Here is a 13,954-nt window from a genome sequence, read left to right on the forward strand (position 1 = left end):
CCAAACCGGCAAATCCCCCGAAGTGTTGCGCCGCAACGGCAAAAACGCAATCAATCGCCCTTGTGCGCGATCTGGGCCATGCGCTGCGCATCCGCGAGGATGCCGTGCAGGATGCGCAGCTCGCGCGGCTCGGGGCGGGCGCGCAGGAAGAGCTTGCGCAGCTTCAGCATGATCGTGGTCGGCGAGCGGCCCTTGTGGAACTCGATGTCATCGAGCGCCTGGCCCAAGTGGGTGAAGAACCGCTCCATCTGCTCGGCATCCGCCGGTGCCTCATCGGGGTCGAGCCCTGCCGCCGCCGGAGCACGCGGCTCCTCCGCCAACAGCGCCGTGCGCAGCTCGTAAGCCACCACCTGCACCGCCTGTGACAGGTTCAACGAGCTGAAATCGTCGACGCTCGGAATCCGCACCATGGCGTGGCAACGCGCCAGTTCGTCGTTTTCCAGTCCCGTTCGTTCGTTGCCGAACACCAGCGCCACCTGCTCGCCACGGCGGGCGGCGGCGATCGCCTGGGCCGCCCCCTCGCGCGGATCGAGTTCCGGCAGGTTCACGCCACGACGCCGGGCGGACAGGCCGAGGGCGAAGGTGGCGCCGGCCAGGCCGCCGACCAGGTCGTCGTGGATCGCGGCATGGTCCAGGACATCGTCCGCACCGGCCGCCAATGCCGTCGCCTCGGGGTCCGGGAAGCGGTGGGGCGCCACCAGGGTCAGCCGGTCGAACCCCATCGTGCGGATCGCGCGCGCGGCCGAGCCGATATTTCCCGCATGGGAGGTGCGGACGAGGACGAAACGAAGGCGGTCATGGAGATCGGAAAGAGCCATGGGTGGCGGACGATTGGCGGGAGGACCGGAAAGTCTACAACGGCAATGACTTGGGCGAGGCGCGGCAGGGTGGTAAACTCTGCGGCCGATGCGGCTTCGACCGCCTCCCTCGTTCTTTTACCAAGCCGATCCCCATGCCCAGACCCGCCGTCAATGTCGCGGCGCGCGCCGCGCGCTCCGCAGGAAACATCATCCTGCGCTATATGAATCGCATCGAAGGCCTTGCGGTCGTCGAAAAGCAGCGTATGGACTTCGCCTCCGAGGTCGACCGCCTCGCCGAAGCCGAGATCGTCAAGGAACTCCGCCGTGCCTATCCCACCCATGCCATCCTGGGCGAAGAGTCCGGGCAGATCGGCAAGGGCCCGCTGACCTGGGTCATCGATCCGCTCGACGGTACGCACAACTACTTGCGCGGTATCCCGCACTTCTGCGTCTCGATCGCCCTGGTCGAGAAGGGTGAACCTGTCTATGGCGTGGTCTTCGACCCGCTGCGCGACGAGCTGTTCACGGCGAGCAAGGGTGATGGCGCCTACCTCAACGACCGCCGCATCCGCGTCGGCAAGCGCGAAGGCCTTGCCGGTGCGCTGATCGCCACCGGCTATCCCTACCGGGCGCGTAACCACCTCGACGCGCAATTGGCGATGACGGCGGCGCTGCTCAAGGACGCCGAAGACATCCGCCGCATGGGTTCGGCCGCGCTCGACCTCGCCTATGTGGCCGCCGGCCGCGTCGACGGTTTCTTCGAGCCTGGGCTCAACGTGTGGGACATCGCCGCGGGCGCCCTGCTCGTGCGCGAGGCCGGCGGCGTCTACGGTGATTTCGCCGGCCGCGAAGGCCTGCCGGAGAGCGGCAACATCATCGCCGCCAATCACAAGGTGGCCGCCGCGATGACCGAGGTCATCGGCGCCAATGCCACGCCCCGCCTCCTCGGCGTGTAATCGGAAGGCCAGCGCCATGGGATAACCCCTCGCGCTGGCCCCTCCATACGCCTACATACGCGCGTGGGCACCGCCTCCTAATCTGTCTCTGGCGAACCGGATGTTCGCTTCCCCTACGACGGATCAAGGAAAAACCCGTGTCATTCCCCACTCGAAACCCTGGCCGCCTCTCGGCGGTGCTCGCGCTCGCCATTGCTTCGACCTGCCTCTCCCCTGCAGCCACGGCCGAAATACGCACGATGATCGTCACGTCCGATCCCCAATACCCGTGGACGGCGAAGACGGATGCCCGCATACCCCAGGACGATGCCGAACGCGACGCGGAATCCGAGGCGTTGATCGAAGAGCAGTACCGCAGCATCGTCGCTTACCGCGCGGCCCGCCCGGGGCAGGACATCCCCGTATTCATCAATGGCGATCTCACCGCCTATGGCCACGGAGCGCAGCGCAGCACGATGGAGCGCCTGCTGCGGATCCTCGGCGACAACGTCCACCTCGGTCTCGGCAACCACGATTACGAGAACAACATCCGTAACGACCAGGGCGAGGGCTGCTACAACAACGGCTGCGCGCGGGACAGCATCACCGACCTCGTTCGCCATGTGACGAAGAAGCGAGGCGTCGTCTCGTTCGACTTCTCGGCCCAACCAGGTGCATTCAGCACCCGGTATGTGGGCAGCCTCGCCTACGCCGTGCGTGCACCGGGCCTGGATCGCGTGCTGCACATGCAGCTCCACAACCACCCGACGTATGCGGTTTCGTTCGATACCACCGAGGGCATCATTCCTGCACGGTACGACATCGAGTCATCGGTGCCATGGCTTTACAACCTGCTTGGCGAGCACCTGAACGTACCGCCCTTCGGCACCCCTTCGGATCGTGCCTATGACTTCGCCATCGTCCACATGCACAACCCCGACACTTTCAACGGTGACTTCGCCCGTACCGTTTCAGGCGTCGACGTAGCGGCCATATTTGCAGGGCACCTGCACCGTACCCTCGGGTATTACAGGAACATCGGCAGCGTGCCGGTCTATCTCAGTGGCTCCGCTTCGCAGCGCACTTACCTGGTGGTGGAACACGATACCAACGAGGCGGTACTTCGGGTATATGGCGTGCGCGACAACGATCCGGAGCGCAAGACGCTGATCGACACCGTGCCCACCCGGCGCGCGGACTGAACTCAGTCGTCCTTGAGCAGGTTGCGCAGGAAAGGCACCGTCACTCGCCGTTGCGCGGCGAGCGACGCGCGGTCCAGGGTATCGAGCAGGTCCAGCAAGGTACCCAGGTCGCGCGCATGATGTGCGAACAGCCAGTCCAGCACCACGTCGTCCAGCTCGATGCCACGCGCCGCGGCTTGCTCACGCAGCACACCGCGGCGCTCCGCGTCGGCCAGCGGTTTCAGCACCGCCTGGGTCAACGAACCCAACCTCGAACGCAGGTCGGGCAAGGCGATATCCAGCGATACCGGCGCACCCGTCGCCGAGAACAGCAGCGTGCATCCGTCCGCACGATATCGGTTGAACGTGTCGAACAACGCATGTTCCGCATCGTCCTCGCCGGCGATGGAATCGATGTCGTCGATCGCCAGCACATCGCTGCCCGCCATGCCACGAATCGCCACCGCACGCGATCCCCGTAACCCGGCCAACGGCAGGTATTGGGCCGTGCGGCCAGCGTCGATCGCCGCCTGGCACGCCGCGATCAGCAAATGGGTACGGCCACTGCCCAATGGCCCGGCCAGGAACACCCATGGTGCGGAGGGATCCACCGCCGCGGCCCGCACGGCTTCCACCGCCACCGCGTTATCGCCGGGATGGAAATGCTCGAAGCGCTGGCGTCGCGGCCAACGCAATGCGAGGGGGAGCTGGGGTGTCATGGATGGCCATCGCCGGGCAACGGCGGCTGGTCGCGCCGCGTATTCACGGTGACGTCGACATCCACGTCGACTTCCACCTGTTCGGTGGACGCGTCCGCGGCCGGTTCCATGTAGAGGTCGCTCTCGCGGTAGCGCGCGAAGACATAGCGCATCAGCACCACCACCACGGAGGCCGCAGGCAATGCCAGCAGTACACCGAGGAACCCGAACAGGTGACCGCCCGCCAGCACGGCGAAGATCACCGCCACCGGATGCAGACCGATCTTGCCGCCGACCAGGCGCGGCACGAGCACATAGCCTTCGAGCAACTGGCCGATGGTGAAGACCACCGCGACGAGGATCACGTGCGCCCAGTCGCCGTATTGCACCAGCGCCGCGATCAGCGCCGCGACGAAGCCGATCATGAAACCCAGATAGGGAACGAAGCTGAGCAGACCCGCGACCATGCCGATCAGGGGACCGATGGAAATGCCGACCAGGGTGAGGCCCAGTCCGTAAAACACGCCCAGGGCCAGCATCACCAGCAACTGACCGCGGACGAAGGCACCGAGCACCTGGTCCGATTCGCGCGACAGGTGGACCACGGTCGGCTCGATCGAGCGTGGCAGCAGGCGCCGGATGTGCGCGATCATCGTGTCCCAGTCGCGCAGGAGGTAGAACGCCACGACGGGAATCAGCACGGCATTGGTGATCCAGGTGACCACGCCCATGCCCGACTGGGTGACCTTGGCGACGGCCTTGGCGGCAATGCTCCCCACCGAGCCCATATGCTCGCGGATCGTCGCCAGCAGGCTGTCGGTATCGAATACGTTCGGGTCCAGCCGCAGGCGCGTCTGAATCCACGGCAGGGCCGTGCCGCGCACCCAGTCCACGTAGCGCGGGAGGTTCTCGGCGAGGTTCTCGAACTGGTGCTGGATCAGCGGGATCAGCAGGAGCACCACGCCGACGAAGACCAGCGAGATCACGGTGAACACGATGCTCACCGCCCAGGTGCGCCCCATGCCCAACCGCTGCAGGCGGTCTGCGAGGGGGTCGCCAAGGTAGGCGAGCATGGCCGCGATGGCGAACGGCATCAGCACCGGCGCCAGCAACCAGATCACGAAGACGATGACGGCGGTGATCGCAAGCAGCTGCCAGCGGCGCGAGGTGTCGTGGTTCATGCGAGTCCTGGTTCGTCGTAGGGGGTGCGCCGCCATCGTCCGGAAGCGGTGCCGGTGCGATGGTCGTCGATCGTCACGGAATCCAGCGCACGGCGAGGTCGGCGCCATCGTGTGCGTCGGCGCCCAGTATGTGACCACCCGCCGCGTAGGCCGCCACCAGGCGTGCCAACGGCGCGCTGGCATTGACATTGAGTAGCACACCGTCGGCAGTGGCTCCCACGGGCGCCACGGATTTGACCGCGGGATCGTTCTGGAAGGTCGCCAGCAAGCCGGCGTAATCGGCCGCCGAACGCAGGCCGCTCACCCAGACCTTCCCGCTGGAACTGCCGCCCTGAATGGCTGCGAACTGCCGGTCGAGCTTGTCGGCCATGGCGTTCGCACCATTGGCGAGCAGCGCGGCGCGGGCCTCGCCACTATCTTTCCAGGTGCCGGTACGGCCGGCGGAAACGAGGGTCCAGTCGGCCTGGTCGTCGCCGATCTTGCCGACCAGGACCATGGCGGTGTTGTACCGACGGGCCACGGTCGCCACGGCGCCGGGATCGCCCTGGGCGATGGCCGCCGGATCCGGGAGCGAATCCGCCTTGGGCACGACGATCTGGTAACCGCGGGTATCGGCCATCTGCGCCAACGGCACCAGGTCCTGCTGGCCGAGAAGCGCCCCACCCGCATCGCGGACGATCACCAGGACGGGCGGCTTCGGCGCCGCGACCGACGCGTCGCCCACCGCGAGCACCCGGCGGATCGCACCGGGATCGAAGACGATATCGAGGCTCAGCGGCGCCCCATTGGCGCCACCGGTGCGGGCGTACTGGTATTGCTGGACGAGCCCGCCAGGCTGTTTCATGGCCTCCGCATAGCCGGGTTTCCCGCGGGGGTCGGCCCCATTGGAAGCACGGGCGAGCACCTGGGTGAGCCCCGTGGCGAAGGCCTGGTCGCGCACGGCGGCGCTGGTATCGGCCACCGGCACCGTCACCGTGTAGATCGACGTCTGCGCCATGGCGGAGCCGGCGCAGGCCGCCACGAGGAGCATCCAAAAGACGAGGAAACGGGCTGGGCGCATGGTCATGGCATCCCTTTGTGAAGGCGGGAAGTCTGCCCAAACCTTGGCATGGCGTCCATCCAGGGTATGTGCAGGAACCGGCCGCGCCATCGCTTGCTGCTATCATGCGCGGTTTCCAATACGTGCCGGAACCGCTTATGTCCTCCGACCAGGGCTCCCTCACCTACCGCGACGCGGGCGTCGACATCGATGCCGGCAACGCCCTCGTCGAACGCATCAAGCCGATGGTCAAGCGGACCTTCCGGCCCGAGGTGATGGGCGGACTCGGCGGCTTCGGCGGGTTGTTCGACCTGTCCGGCCGCTACAGGGAGCCGGTGCTGGTTTCAGGCACGGACGGCGTGGGCACCAAGCTCAAGCTCGCCCAGCAGCTTGGTCGTCACGACACCATCGGCATCGACCTCGTCGGCATGTGCGTCAACGATGTGCTCGTGCAGGGTGCCGAGCCGCTTTTCTTCCTCGACTACTTCGCCACCGGCAAACTCGACGTCGATACTGCCGCCTCGGTCGTCGGCGGCATCGCCCGCGGTTGCGAACTGGCGGGTTGCGCGTTGATCGGCGGTGAAACGGCGGAGATGCCGGACATGTATCCGCCCGGCGAGTACGACCTCGCCGGCTTCACCGTCGGCGCCGTGGAAAAGTCCGCGATGAACGACGGTTCGTCCATCGTCGCGGGTGACGTCATCCTCGGCGTGGCCTCTTCCGGTCCGCATTCGAACGGCTACTCGCTGATCCGCAGGATTCTCGAACGTGCCGGATCGCCGCTGGACACCGAGGTCGGTGGCGTAAAACTGGTCGACGCGCTCATGGCGCCGACCACGATCTACGTGAAGCCCATGCTCGAGTTGATCGCCAAGGTGGACGTGCACGGCATGGCCCACGTCACCGGCGGCGGGTTGAAGGAGAACATCATCCGCGTGGTGCCCGACGGCCTCGGCCTGTCCATCGACGCTTCCTCGTGGGAGTTGCCGGCGGTTTTCCAGTGGCTACAGCGCGAAGGCAACGTGGCTCCCGAGGAAATGTGGCGCACGTTCAACTGCGGCATCGGCTTCACGGTGCTGCTCGCGCAGGACCAGGTGGATGCGGCGAAGGCATTGCTTGCCGGTCACGGCCTGGATACCTGGGTCATCGGTTCGGTCGTCGCCGCATCGGGCGACGAACGCGTCCACATCGCCTGACGCCTCTCGTGGAACGCCGCCTGCGTATCGCCGCGCTCGCCTCCGGACGCGGCAGTAACCTTGCCGCGCTCATCGCCGCCCGTGAGGACGGCCGGTTGCCGGTGGAATTCACGCTCGTGGGCAGCGACAAGGCCCAGGCCGGAGCATTGGGGATAGCCGCAGCGGCTGGCATTCCCACCATCGCGCTGAACCCGAAGGACTACCCCACGCGTGCGGACTTCGATGCGGCGCTGTTCGGCCATGTCGCCCGGAGCGGTGCCGACCTGCTCGTCCTCGCCGGCTACATGCGGATCGTCGACGCGAGCATCGTGGCCGCATGGGAAGGCCGGGCGATCAATGTCCATCCCTCGCTGCTGCCCAAGTACCGTGGCCTGCATACGCATCGCCGTTGCCTCGAGGCGGGCGATGTGGAGCACGGCGCCAGCGTGCACTTCGTCACCGCCGAGCTCGACGGAGGCCCCGTGGTCGCCCAGGCCCGCATTCCGGTGCATCCGGGCGATACCGAGGCCGACCTGGCCGAACGCCTGCTGGTCGAGGAACACCTGCTGCTGCCCGCCGTGGTCGGCGCGATCGCCTCGGGCCGCCTGCGCTGGGATCGCGGCCCGGTGTTCGATGGCATGCCCCTGACACAACCGCTGGCCCTGACCGACCTCTGATACCCCGCCCAGGGGTAAGCCCCATGTGGGAGCCGATTCATCGGCGATCCCGCTGCAGCGGGCCAAGTTGAAGCAAGCACCCATCGCCGATGAATCGGCTCCCACAATACAAACACAATACAAATCGGGCTCCCTTCGACCGCCCGATCCCTCTTTGGCTGCCGGCCGTCGCCCCGCATTCAGCCGCCCCGGCTAAACTCGGTGGCATGACGACCACGACCTTCCTCCGCGCCGGCCTCGCGCTGGCCCTCGCCCTGCCCGCCGCCGCTTTCGCCGCCGACGTGCCGCAGTCTTTCACCGCCACTTATCAGGTGCTCAAGGATGGCGGCCCGCTAGGCGAGGCCACCGTCACGCTGAAACCAGCGGGCAACGGACAGTTCGAGTATTCGAACCAGACCAAGGGAACCTCGGGGCTCGCGGCCATGCTCGGTGCCAATGTGGCGGAGACCTCGCACTTCACCTGGTCCGGACAGGTGCCCCAGGCGGTGAGCTATCACTACCAGATGGATGCCGCGGTGAAATCGAAAACCCGCGACCTCACCGTGCAGGGCGGTACCGTGCAGGTGCAGGACAACAAGAAGAGCTTCAGTTATGCCGCTGTACCGGGCATGGTCGAACGCAACACCTTGCCGCTCGCGCTCGGGCTCGCGCTACGTGCGGGCCAGCAGCAGGTCGCCCTGCCGGTGGCGGTGAAGCAGGCGGTGGAGAACCAGCGGTTCACGGTCTCGGGCAAGGAAAAAGTCACCGTGCCCGCCGGCTCGTTCGACGCCATCCGTGTGGATCGCACCGATGCGGATCGCGGCTTCAACGCGTGGTATGTACCGGCGAAATTCCCGGTCCCGGTGAAGCTGGCGCAGAAGGACGGCGGCGACCTCACCATGGAGCTGGTGAAGTTCGAGGGCCGCTGATCGCCGACAGGGTCGGCTCCCACCCAGGCTCGCAAGCCTGGTGGGAGCCGGCCCTGCCGGCGACTTGAGCGCCGGCGATCAAAACGCCGGCAAATTCAGCCGATCAGCTCGGCAAGCGGCGAATCTTCGCACCCAGTACGCCGAGCTTTTCCTCGATGTTCTCGTAGCCGCGATCGATGTGGTACACGCGATCGACGGTGGTGTCGCCCTCGGCAACGAGGCCGGCCAGCACCAGGCACGCCGAGGCGCGCAAGTCGGTGGCCATGATCGGCGCGCCGCTCATCTTCGGCACGCCGGTGATGATCGCGGTGTTGCCTTCGAGGCGGATATCCGCACCCAGGCGCTGCAGTTCCAGCGCGTGCATGAAGCGGTTCTCGAACACCGTCTCGGTGATCACGCCCACGCCTTCGGCCACGCAGTTGAGCGCGGTGAACTGCGCCTGCATGTCGGTGGGAAACGCCGGGTAAGGCGCGGTCACCAGGTTCACGGCCTTCGGCCGGCGCCCCTGCATGTCGAGCTCGATCCAGTCCTTGCCCGTGCTGATGTGCGCGCCCGCTTCCTCGAGCTTTTGCAGCACGGCATCCATGGTATCGGCGCGTGCACCACGTGCGCGGACCTTGCCGCCGGTCATCGCGGCGCCGACCAGGAAAGTACCGGTCTCGATACGATCCGGCAGGACCTCGTAATGGGCGCCATGAAGGCGCTCGACGCCCTCCACGATAAGCGTGGAGGTACCGATGCCGTCGATCTTCGCACCCATCGCGATCAGGCAATGCGCCAGGTCGACGACCTCGGGTTCCTGCGCCGCGTTCTCGATGACCGTGGTGCCTTCCGCGAGGGTGGCGGCCATCAGGATGTTCTCGGTACCGGTGACGGTGACCATGTCCATGACGATGCGCGCGCCCTTCAGCCGGCCGGCTCTCGCCTTGATGTAGCCGTTCTCCACGGTCACCTCGGCGCCAAGCGCCTGCAGGCCACGGATGTGCTGGTCGACCGGACGCGATCCGATGGCGCAACCACCCGGCAGCGAGACCTCGGCCTTGCCATGCCGCGCGATCAGCGGACCAAGCACGAGGATCGATGCACGCATGGTGCGGACGAGGTCGTACGGGGCGACGCAGGAATTCTCCGGACGCGGGTCGATGTGCATCTTCATGCGGTCGTCCAGGACCACGCGAACGCCCATGCGACCCAGCAATTCGATAAAGGTGGTGACGTCGTGCAGGTGCGGCACGTTGCCGATGCTGACCGGTTCGTCGGCGAGCAGGCAGGAAGCGAGGATGGGCAGGACGGCGTTCTTGGCGCCGGAAATGCTCACCTCACCGTTGAGCGGCTGGCCGCCGCTGATAAGGATCTTGGCCATGGAAAGGGAATGCCTTGGGAAAGGAAACGGGCGGAGGATGGCGCCTGGCGCGCTGTTCAGCGGCGGCCGGCGGCTTCTTCAGGTGTGAGGGTCTTCAGGCCGAGGGCGTGGATGGCTCCGCCCATGAGGTCGCCAAGGGTGGCGTAAACGAGGCGGTGGCGGGCCAGGGGCAGCTTGCCGGCGAACTGTTCCGAGACCACATCGGCTTCGAAATGGACGCCGTCGTCGCCACGAACGTCTACCCGCGCGCCGGGCAGGCCGGCTTCGATCAATGCCTGGATGCGCGCAGCGTCCATGGGTTCTCCGGTGATGGGGGGGGCGCCGCGCCGGTGAGGGTTCCGAAACGGACCCTGAACCACCCGTCGATGGCAGCGACTATAAAATGAGAATATGTAATGGTAATGGAAATCCGGTGTCGCAGAAATGGACATCCCGGGTAACCAGGGACTGCCCCACCCGGACAATGAGGTCACATGAACGCCCGCACCGCCCCGCCCGCCGACGCCCTCCATGTGAACGCAGACACCGTCATCCGTAGCGCCCGCAACGTCATCAAGACCGAGGCGGCGGCCATCCGCGCCCTGGAAGCGAAAGTCGATGCGGCCTTCGTCCAGGCCTGCCAGATGATCCTGGCCTGCAAGGGCCGGGTGGTGGTCTCGGGCATGGGCAAGTCGGGCCATATCGCGCGGAAGATCGCCGCGACACTCGCGTCCACCGGCACCCCGTCGTTCTTCGTCCATCCCGGCGAGGCCAGCCACGGCGACCTCGGGATGATCCAGCCGGACGATATCCTGCTCGGCATCTCCTATTCGGGAGAAACCGACGAACTCCTCTACATCCTCCCGGCGATCAAGCGGCAGGGCATCGGCCTGATCTCGATCACCGGGAATCCCAAGTCATCGCTGGCCACCCAGGCCGACCTCAACCTCGACGCCAACGTCGCCTCGGAAGCCTGTCCCCACGGGCTGGCCCCGACCGCCAGCACCACGGCCGCCCTGGTCATGGGCGACGCGCTGGCCGTGGCGTTGCTGGAAGCACGCGGTTTCACCTCCGACGATTTCGCCCGCTCGCATCCGGCCGGCAGCCTGGGCCGCCGGCTGCTCCTGCACATCGCCGACGTGATGCACTCGGGCGACGACGTACCCCGCGTACGCCTGGAAGCCACACTTAGCGAGGCCCTGGTCGAGATGTCGCGCAAGCACCTGGGCATGACCGCGGTGGTCGATGCGGAGAACCGCCTGCTGGGCGTGTTTACCGACGGCGACCTGCGCCGCGCGCTGGACGACGATGGCGTCGACCTGCGCAGCGCCTCCGTGGCCCAGCTCATGACCCGCGGGCCCAAGACGATCGGTTCCGACAAGCTCGCCGTCGAGGCCGCCCAATTGATGGAAAAGCACCAGATCAACGCCTTGCTGGTGGTGGATGCCGGCGGCCATGCCGTCGGCGCGTTGAATATCCACGACCTGCTTCGTGCCCGCGTCGTCTGAACGACCGGGCCCCGGCGCGCTCCCGGCGCGCCGCATCGTCCCCATATAGCGAACCATGGCCTACACCCATTACACCGAGATTCCCGCCGACGTGGCCGAGCGCGCCTCCCGCGTGCGCGTGGTCGTGTTCGACGTCGACGGCACGCTCACCGACGGGCGCCTCTGGTACGCCGAGGATGGCCGTGAAACCAAGGTCTTCCACGTGCACGATGGCCTGGGCCTGAAAGCGCTGGAGCGCAACGGCGTGAAGGTCGCGATCATCACGGCCCGGATCAGCCATCCCGTGTCGCTGCGCGCCGAGGAACTGGGCATCGCCCACGTCTACCAGGGCCAGAAGGACAAACGCGCCTGCCTGGCCGGCTTGCTCGAGGCATTGCGCCTGGCGCCGGAGGAATCCGCCTTCGTCGGCGACGACCTGCCCGATCTTCCGGCCATGGGCATCGCCGGGCTCGCCGTGGCCACCGCCAATGCCCATCCCTGGGTGGCCGAGCGTGCCCATTGGCGCACGCGCCTTTCCGGCGGCTACGGCGCCGCCCGCGAAGTGGCCGACATGATCCTCGCTGCCCAGGGCAAGGCCGAGGCCGAGCGGGATCGCTGGCTGTGAGCGTGTTCAACCTGCTGAAGGACCGTGGTGCGACGGGCACGGCCGGCATCCTTGCCGTCGTCCTCGGCGCCAGCGTACTGCTCTACTACTGGGCGGCGCCGGAGAAAAAGGTTCAGGACTTCGTGGGCCCGCCACGCTCCGGCTACGTGCTGACCAATTTCGACCTCGATTCATACAACGAGGAAGGCAAGCCCGCGTTCAAGCTGATCGCGCCACACCTCGAGCGGCGCGAGGGCGACGACTCGCTCTACATCAACGCCCCGGATTTCGTCCTCCCTTCGACCAAGGAAGCCGACATCCCGCCGTGGAAGGGCCACTCCCAGTACGGTTGGGTGAACAAGGACGGCAGCCTGCTCAAGCTGCAGGGCAAGGTCCACATGGAGCGGCCGGCCTTCGGCACCACCCAGGCCGCCAGCATCGACACCTCCGAGGTCACCGCGTGGCCCAAGGAGAACCGCCTGGAAACTGCCGAGGCGGCGCGGATCGTGCAGGGAAGCTCTACAATGGATGGCGTTGGCATGCGCGCCAATCTCGACACCAAGCACCTGGAGCTCCTCGATGCAGTCCATAGCACGTACCTGCCGCGCAAGCGCTAAGGCCGCCCTGTTCGCGGTGCTCGGCATGGCACTCGTGGCCAGCCTGCCCGTCGTGGCGAAGCAATCCGACCGCAACGAGCCGGTCGACGTCCACTCGAAGTCGTTCGACGGTTCGCAGCAACCGGCCGGCAAGGTGATCTGGACCACCAACGTGATCCTCACCCAGGGCACGCTGAAGATCACCGGCGACAAGGCCACCGGCTACCTGGATGCCGACAACAACATCACCCGCGTGGTGGTCGACGGCAAGCCGGCCACCATTCACCAGCTCGACGAGCAGAACGAGCCGATGGACGGCCAGGCGCTGAACATCGACTACAAGGTCGACCAGGACTTCGCCGTCCTCACGGGCAACGCCAAGGTCAAGCAGCCGGCCAAGGGCAGCGCCGAAGGCGACAAGCTCACCTACAACACCAAGGACAGCACGATGACCGGCGAGAGCAATGGCGCCGCCCCCGTGCACATGACCTTCCAGCCGAAGAACAAGCCTGCCGCCGCCCCGGCGACGCCCGCGGCGCCGGCACCCGACACGAAGAAGCCCTGACCCGATGCTTTCAGCCCAAGGCCTGCAGAAGCGCTTCCGCGCGCGCCAGGTGGTTCGCGATTTCGCCTTTTCCATCCGTGAGGGCGAGGTGGTCGGCCTGCTCGGCCCCAACGGCGCCGGCAAGACCACCTGCTTCTACATGGTGGTGGGCCTCATCCAGGCCGACGCCGGCTCCATCAAGCTCGACCAGCAAGACATCACCGGACTGCCGATGCATGCGCGTGCCAAGCTGGGTATCGGCTACCTGCCGCAGGAAGCCTCGGTGTTCCGGCGGCTCAGCGTGTCGGACAACATCCTGGCCGTGCTGGAATTGCGCGAAGGCATGACCCAGAAGCAACGCGAGGACGAGTTGGAGAGCCTGCTGGACGAGCTCAAGATCTCGCATATCGCGGAGCAAAAAGGCATCAGCCTGTCCGGCGGCGAACGCCGCCGCGTGGAGATCGCCCGCGCCCTCGCCGCGCGCCCTCGCTACATGCTGCTCGACGAACCGTTCGCGGGCGTCGACCCCATCTCGGTGGGCGAGATCCAGCGCATCGTCCGCCACCTGAAGGAGCGCGGGATCGGCGTGCTGATCACCGACCACAACGTGCGCGAGACCCTCGGCATCTGTGATCGCGCGTACATCCTGAACGACGGCGAGGTGCTTTCCCGCGGCACACCGCAGCACATCCTGGCCGACGAAAAGGTTCGGGAGGTGTATCTGGGCCGTGAATTCCGGATCTGACAGCATCCGGTTTCCTTTCGCGAAGCCAGCTCGGCGCGCCGC

The 13,954-nt window shown here is 66.6% G+C and carries 16 protein-coding genes; 10 read left to right on the forward strand and 6 right to left on the reverse strand.

The window, feature by feature from the left end; all coding sequences use genetic code 11:
- Window positions 1-50: 50 nt before the first annotated feature.
- Window positions 51-818 carry an RNA methyltransferase gene (locus tag J2T07_RS18365; RefSeq protein WP_306852053.1) on the reverse strand — a complete coding sequence of 256 codons (768 nt, stop codon included), beginning with the start codon at window positions 816-818 and terminating at the stop codon, window positions 51-53.
- Window positions 819-952: 134 nt separating this feature from the next.
- Between J2T07_RS18365 and J2T07_RS18370 the strand changes: the two genes are divergently transcribed.
- Both J2T07_RS18370 and J2T07_RS18375 read left to right on the forward strand, forming a co-directional pair.
- Window positions 953-1,756: an inositol monophosphatase family protein gene (locus J2T07_RS18370; protein ID WP_306852055.1), complete on the forward strand. Its 804-nt coding sequence runs from the start codon at window positions 953-955 to the stop codon at window positions 1,754-1,756.
- A 137-nt stretch (window positions 1,757-1,893) separates the two neighbouring features.
- Window positions 1,894-2,937: a metallophosphoesterase gene (locus tag J2T07_RS18375; RefSeq protein WP_306852056.1), complete on the forward strand. Its 1,044-nt coding sequence runs from the start codon at window positions 1,894-1,896 to the stop codon at window positions 2,935-2,937.
- Window positions 2,938-2,939: 2 nt separating this feature from the next.
- Here the strand turns inward: J2T07_RS18375 and hda are convergent, their stop codons facing one another.
- The 3 genes from hda to J2T07_RS18390 all read right to left on the reverse strand — a co-directional run bounded on the left by hda (window position 2,940) and on the right by J2T07_RS18390 (window position 5,855).
- Window positions 2,940-3,635, reverse strand: a complete 696-nt coding sequence (hda, locus tag J2T07_RS18380) for a DnaA regulatory inactivator Hda (protein WP_306852058.1) — start codon at window positions 3,633-3,635, stop codon at window positions 2,940-2,942.
- Window positions 3,632-4,795 (reverse strand): AI-2E family transporter, encoded by a 1,164-nt coding sequence (locus tag J2T07_RS18385; RefSeq protein ID WP_306852060.1) that lies wholly within the window; start codon window positions 4,793-4,795, stop codon window positions 3,632-3,634. The genes hda and J2T07_RS18385 overlap by 4 nt, the downstream gene beginning before the upstream one ends.
- Before the next feature lie 73 nt (window positions 4,796-4,868).
- Complete coding sequence (locus tag J2T07_RS18390) at window positions 4,869-5,855, reverse strand: DUF2066 domain-containing protein (protein WP_306852061.1); 987 nt, start codon at window positions 5,853-5,855, stop codon at window positions 4,869-4,871.
- Window positions 5,856-5,992: 137 nt separating this feature from the next.
- Between J2T07_RS18390 and purM the strand changes: the two genes are divergently transcribed.
- The 3 genes from purM to J2T07_RS18405 all read left to right on the forward strand — a co-directional run bounded on the left by purM (window position 5,993) and on the right by J2T07_RS18405 (window position 8,594).
- Window positions 5,993-7,030: a phosphoribosylformylglycinamidine cyclo-ligase gene (purM, locus tag J2T07_RS18395; RefSeq protein ID WP_306852063.1), complete on the forward strand. Its 1,038-nt coding sequence runs from the start codon at window positions 5,993-5,995 to the stop codon at window positions 7,028-7,030.
- A gap of 8 nt (window positions 7,031-7,038) precedes the next feature.
- A complete protein-coding gene (gene purN, locus J2T07_RS18400) occupies window positions 7,039-7,686 on the forward strand; it encodes a phosphoribosylglycinamide formyltransferase (RefSeq protein WP_306852065.1) in 648 nt (215 codons plus the stop codon).
- 206 nt (window positions 7,687-7,892) lie between these two features.
- The gene (locus J2T07_RS18405) at window positions 7,893-8,594 is read left to right on the forward strand and encodes a DUF3108 domain-containing protein (protein WP_306852067.1); all 702 of its coding nucleotides are present in this window, start codon (window positions 7,893-7,895) and stop codon (window positions 8,592-8,594) included.
- Between the two features lie 103 nt (window positions 8,595-8,697).
- Here the strand turns inward: J2T07_RS18405 and murA are convergent, their stop codons facing one another.
- Window positions 8,698-9,957: a UDP-N-acetylglucosamine 1-carboxyvinyltransferase gene (gene murA, locus J2T07_RS18410; protein WP_306852069.1), complete on the reverse strand. Its 1,260-nt coding sequence runs from the start codon at window positions 9,955-9,957 to the stop codon at window positions 8,698-8,700.
- Between the two features lie 56 nt (window positions 9,958-10,013).
- Window positions 10,014-10,253 (reverse strand): BolA family protein, encoded by a 240-nt coding sequence (locus J2T07_RS18415; protein WP_306852072.1) that lies wholly within the window; start codon window positions 10,251-10,253, stop codon window positions 10,014-10,016.
- Between the two features lie 177 nt (window positions 10,254-10,430).
- On the opposite strand from J2T07_RS18415, the gene J2T07_RS18420 reads away from it, so the two are divergent.
- Genes J2T07_RS18420 through lptB form a run of 5 tightly spaced genes read left to right on the forward strand, consistent with a single transcriptional unit; the run spans window position 10,431 to window position 13,912 of the window.
- On the forward strand, window positions 10,431-11,444 hold the full coding sequence (locus tag J2T07_RS18420; protein WP_306852074.1) for a KpsF/GutQ family sugar-phosphate isomerase: 1,014 nt from the start codon (window positions 10,431-10,433) through the stop codon (window positions 11,442-11,444).
- 55 nt (window positions 11,445-11,499) lie between these two features.
- On the forward strand, window positions 11,500-12,048 hold the full coding sequence (locus tag J2T07_RS18425; protein ID WP_306852076.1) for a KdsC family phosphatase: 549 nt from the start codon (window positions 11,500-11,502) through the stop codon (window positions 12,046-12,048).
- The gene (lptC, locus tag J2T07_RS18430) at window positions 12,045-12,644 is read left to right on the forward strand and encodes an LPS export ABC transporter periplasmic protein LptC (RefSeq protein WP_306852078.1); all 600 of its coding nucleotides are present in this window, start codon (window positions 12,045-12,047) and stop codon (window positions 12,642-12,644) included. The genes J2T07_RS18425 and lptC overlap by 4 nt, the downstream gene beginning before the upstream one ends.
- Window positions 12,607-13,188 carry a lipopolysaccharide transport periplasmic protein LptA gene (gene lptA, locus J2T07_RS18435; protein WP_306852079.1) on the forward strand — a complete coding sequence of 194 codons (582 nt, stop codon included), beginning with the start codon at window positions 12,607-12,609 and terminating at the stop codon, window positions 13,186-13,188. The genes lptC and lptA overlap by 38 nt, the downstream gene beginning before the upstream one ends.
- 4 nt (window positions 13,189-13,192) lie before the next feature.
- The gene (lptB, locus tag J2T07_RS18440) at window positions 13,193-13,912 is read left to right on the forward strand and encodes an LPS export ABC transporter ATP-binding protein (RefSeq protein ID WP_306852081.1); all 720 of its coding nucleotides are present in this window, start codon (window positions 13,193-13,195) and stop codon (window positions 13,910-13,912) included.
- Window positions 13,913-13,954 lie beyond the last annotated feature (42 nt).

The organism is Luteibacter jiangsuensis, from assembly GCF_030812295.1.
GTDB lineage: Bacteria > Pseudomonadota > Gammaproteobacteria > Xanthomonadales > Rhodanobacteraceae > Luteibacter > Luteibacter jiangsuensis_A.